This is a genomic window from Salinibacterium sp. (assembly GCF_031364185.1).
Lineage (GTDB): Bacteria > Actinomycetota > Actinomycetes > Actinomycetales > Microbacteriaceae > Rhodoglobus.
Map to the genome: position 1 here is coordinate 1 of NZ_JANLVV010000284.1, position 4,784 is coordinate 4,784.

The 4,784-nt window shown below is 60.1% G+C and carries 4 protein-coding genes; all 4 read right to left on the reverse strand.

Annotation, left to right across the window (positions count from 1 at the left end):
• On the reverse strand, positions 1 to 889 hold an 889-nt coding region (locus RMN95_RS12370), incomplete at its 3' end, for an AGE family epimerase/isomerase (RefSeq protein WP_309617214.1).
• Positions 890 to 945: 56 nt separating this feature from the next.
• A complete protein-coding gene (locus tag RMN95_RS12375; protein WP_309617215.1) occupies positions 946 to 1,941 on the reverse strand; it encodes an ABC transporter permease in 996 nt (331 codons plus the stop codon).
• A complete protein-coding gene (locus tag RMN95_RS12380) occupies positions 1,934 to 3,439 on the reverse strand; it encodes a sugar ABC transporter ATP-binding protein (RefSeq protein WP_309617216.1) in 1,506 nt (501 codons plus the stop codon). The genes RMN95_RS12375 and RMN95_RS12380 overlap by 8 nt, the downstream gene beginning before the upstream one ends.
• A gap of 49 nt (positions 3,440 to 3,488) precedes the next feature.
• Positions 3,489 to 4,505 (reverse strand): substrate-binding domain-containing protein, encoded by a 1,017-nt coding sequence (locus RMN95_RS12385; RefSeq protein WP_309617217.1) that lies wholly within the window; start codon positions 4,503 to 4,505, stop codon positions 3,489 to 3,491.
• Between the last annotated feature and the right edge of the window lie 279 nt (positions 4,506 to 4,784).

Genomic DNA, 4,784 nt, shown 5'->3' on the forward strand with positions numbered 1-4,784 from the left:
CCCAGCCATCCTTGACTCCGGCATTGAAGAGTTCAATCGCTGCAGGCACAAGCCATTCAACGTTGCCATGGCGCAGCTCAGAGAGCTGCAGCAGCAAGCGCGACCACTCGAACCAGTGCCCAACCAGCGAGCCGTAGGGACGGAATGGGTCTTCTGGGCGATCGATGTTGAACGTGGGAGCGGCCTCCCAATGCTCATCGAAATGCTCAGGGATGCGCCATTCAAAGGTTCTCCCAGTCTTTAATATGATCAGCTCGCTAATGCGTTGGGCACGATCAAGAAACATCGCCGTACCCGTTGCTTCATAAGCTGCCATATACGCCTCGGCGAGATGCATGTTGGGGTTTTGACCGCGGTAGTTGGGCTCGATCACAGCCCCCTCGCGGGAAAGCAGATCTGTGATCGCGCCCTCAGACTCGACCCACAACGTACTGTCGATGTAGGCATTGGTCGCAGCGAAGAGTTCCTCGGCACCGGCGAGTCCAGCCTGAAGCGCACTGGACGCCGCCAACAATACGAACGCATGCCCGTAACCGCTCTTGTTGTCATTAATGACCTGCCCGGCGGGCGACACTGTGGCGAACCAGCCTCCGTGTGCATGGTCCCGGAAGGGCCCAGCCAGTGCGGCCAAGCCGTGCTCCGCGATCTGCCGCGCGCCCGGACGCCCCATCAGATGCGCGATCGCAAAGCAGTGTATGAGCCGTGCAGTTGCGTACAACTCACGGTTGGCAGCGTCCTCGCGCCGCCCGTGTGCATCCATCGGGGAGAATCCGACGAGGCTGAGGTCGATATCCGATTCATGGAATGCAAGCAAACGCTCACTTTCACCAGCGAGCCAGGCGCGGTGGGCGGGCAGAGTGACCCAGGACGGGCCGGCAGGAGTGGTCATCTTGTTCACTTTCGTTGCGAGCAGCCCGAATCGACTGCGGTCGCCCAGTTCTTCGGCTACGCCCGCGACAACCGCTTGGTGCTCACGATGTTGACGAAAACGGCGACGAGGATGACTATCCCGCGCACGACGTTCTGCATGAAAGGATCCACGCCGGTCAGCACCAAGCCGTTGCTCAGCGCAGCGATGAACAGCACGCCCAGGAGCGAGCCAATCATGGATCCTCGGCCACCGAACAGGCTGGTACCACCGACTACGACCGCAGCAATGACGTCGAACTCGAGACCTGTGGCGGCTGAACTGTTGCCGGAGCCGAGGCGGCTGGCGAAAAGCACACCCGCGAGGGCCGCCAGCAGCCCGGTGATGCCGAAGACGATCATCCGGACGCGCGCCACTGGTATGCCCGACAGCTTCGCCGCTTCGGCATTGCCACCCACTGCGTAGACGCTGCGCCCGAATACGGTTCGTCGCGAAATAAAGATGAACACGAACAGGAGCACGACCATGAAAATAGCCGGATAGGGAATCCCACCGATGCTTCCCGACCCCATCGTCTGGAATCCCAGATCAGGAATGACTACGGGTACCGCGCTCGACATGACCTGCGCCAATCCGCGAAGCCCGAGCCACAGGGCCAAGGTAACGATGAAGCTGGGAATATCGAACACCGCACGCAGGAAGCCCGCCGCGAGACCGATCGAGGCTCCGAGCAGCAATACCAGGATCACCGCTAAGGGAATGGGCACACCCGCAACGATCAACTGTGCCAGGACCACACCACTGAATGCTGCGTTGGCTCCGACCGAGATGTCGATCTCGCCCGCCACGAGCACCAGAGTCATTCCCCAGGCAATGATCCCGACGAAAGCAGCATCGCGAAGAATATTGAATTGATTGGCTGCGGTCAGAAAATTGGGGCCGACCGAAGCCAGGATCACGTAGAGGATCACTAGACCCACCAAAAGCCCCACCTCATTGGCGTGCGCGCGAAGCCACAAAACTAATGCAGGTCTGCCTGTTGCGAAAGTGACCCCGGTTGTCGAGTCAGTCATTGGTGCTCTCCTTCATCATGTGCTCGAACAATGAGTCACGGGTCAATTCACTGACGAGTAGGTCCTCGTGTGTCTTGCCGTCGCGCAGGATGAGGATCCGGTCGCATACCTCCAGAAGTTCTTCGGTCTCGGACGACACCACCACGACGCCGATGCCCGTCGACGAAAGGTCGCGGATGAGGCGATAGATCTGCGCCTTTGCTTCGACGTCGACGCCACGAGTTGGTTCGTCCATCAACAACACCTTTGGTTGCGCGTTGAGCGCTTTGGCGATGACGACCTTTTGCTGGTTGCCCCCGCTGAGAGTAGCGACCAGGGTGGATGGAGAACCGACCTTGATAGACAGGCCCTTGATCGAGTCTCGCACGATAGTTGATATCCGCCTCGGGCTGAGCACGCCGACGGTCGAGACGCGTCTCGGGCTGGACATGACGAGGTTCTCGGCGACGCTGAGGTCAACCACAGCGCCTTGGGCACGGCGATCTTCCGGTGTCAGGACAACACCGGCAGCGAGGGTCGATCGGACGCTCCTGCGCCCAAGGGCTTTACCGTCAAGCACAATCTTCCCTGCGAGGTTCGGCTCGGCTCCGACGATGGCCCGGAGTATCTCGGTTCGGCCGGAACCGAGCAAGCCCGCGATACCGAGAACTTCGCCTCGGTGGACCACGAAATTCGCCGCAACCACCTTGTTGCGGATCGCGAGGTCGCGAACTTCGAGCAGCACTTCACCTCGCACAGCGGCAATTCGCGGTTCAACGTGGACGGTCTCCACGTCGCCGACCATCAGATCGACGACGCGCTGGGGCGTCGCATCGGCGATACTGAGATCCCCGACAATTCGCCCGTCACGCATCACCGTGACCGACGATGCCACCCGACGGATCTCATCCATGCGATGCGAGATGTAGATGATGCCGATACCTGCATCGCTGAGTCGTCTGATGACGTTGACGAGGAGGTCAACCTCATGCCCGGCGAGGGAACTCGTCGGCTCATCGAGAATGAGCAGCCGCGCTCCCATGGACAGGGCGCGGGCGATCTCGACGAGCTGAGTCTCGGCCAGGGAGAGGGATCTCACCGGGGAGTCGAGGGGCAGAGACAGGCCGAGTGACGCGAGCGCTATCCTGGCGTTTTCTTTCACCTCGCCCCATTTGACCCCGCCGAGGTTTGTGGGCCACCTGCCCAGCGAGATGTTCTCAGCCACGGACATGTCCGGGATACTCGCAAGCTCCTGATGGACGGTGGCGATGCCCGCTGAAATAGCGTCCTTCGGGCCCTTGAAGTGTGTGTCGTTCCCGAATACGCGGAGCGTGCCGTCGTTGAGACGCTCCGCGCCTCCGAGAACTTTGATGAGGGTCGACTTTCCTGCCCCGTTCTTGCCCAGCAGCGCCCGCACCTCTCCGTGTGCCATGGTGAAGTTGACGTCATCAAGGGCGAGCACACCGGGATACCTCTTGGTTGCATGTTCGAGTTCGATGAGCGGCGTGACCTCAGCCATGGTCCGGTCCTTTCCTAGTGCGGGTCAACTAACTGATCGGCTGTGTCGATCACGGGATGCCGTCGGCGTGAGCCGTAAGCCATTCGTTCACCGCGTCGATATTGGACGCCTCGAACATCTGCGTCGGGATCGTGGTCAGGTAATTTTCCACTGGCTTGCCGCTGATGGCACGGATCGCCTGCTTAACTGCCTCCCGGCCCATGGCTTGGGCATCCTGGCCGTTGCTGGCGATCAGGATGTCGGGGTCAGAGATGAAGTACTGGCCAAGCTGGACGCTGATGTCCTGGCCGAAGACGACAGTCTTACCCCTCCTGTCGGAGGCGATGACGCCCTGGATGGCTCCGATCGTTCCGTTGTCAGTCGTAGCGAAGAACGCGTCGAGGGTTGGGTTGGCCGTCATGATCGTCGTGGCGGTCGAGGTCGACTTGTCCGGCTCGAACCCGGCCTGGTCTGCGACCCACTGCACGCCGGGAACGATTTCCTCGACACCTTTCTTGAAGCCATCCTTACGCTGGACGCATGCGAGGTAGATATCGCAGTTGAGTATGCCGAAGGTCGGCGCGGTGATCCCGGCGTCCTTGAAGTAATTGCCAGCGATAACTCCGACTTCGTAGCCCATCTTGGTCTGCTCGGTGGTGACCAGCGCGTAGACGAGATCTTTGGCTGCGTCATCCGCGATGCAGGTGTTGTAGCAGACGATTGGGATTCCGGCGTCGTGGGCCTGGCGCACAACGGGCACCGATGCCGTGTCTGAGACCGGCGACATGATGATCGCTTTCACGCCACCCGAGACGAGGGTCGACATGAATTGCGCTTCCTTAGTGGCATCGCCGCCGCTGTTCTGACCGAGCAACTCGAGGCCATCGGCTTTCGCGCCGTCCTCGATTCCCGTTTTGATACCACCATAGAAACCCTGCGCATCGAGGTAGAGAGCGCCGATTTTATCGCCCGCGCCAGAGCCGGTGTCGCCCTCCTGGGGTGCGCATCCCGTCAAAACGAGGCCGAGGGCCGCCGCTCCGGCTACAACGGCTACAAGGCCGCGCCTGCGTGAACTGTGATTACTCATATGAACTCCGTTGGTCAGTTGTGGTCTACGTTGACTTGCGCAATCCGCTGAGAATGGATCGGCGAGGTGATTCTGACACACAGTTGTGATCGATACCAACTACGAGTTTTAACTAACAGGACGAGACTCGGAAAAAATATGACGAAGCGGCATGTTGGGCCTTGTTAACGCCGACTGAAAACAGGGCCAGAAACGCCAAGCGGGTTCTAGGTCTCGTTGCAACACTCCATCAGAATTCGGAGTGTGGACATCATGGGACGACGTGGACGTAAGAGATGG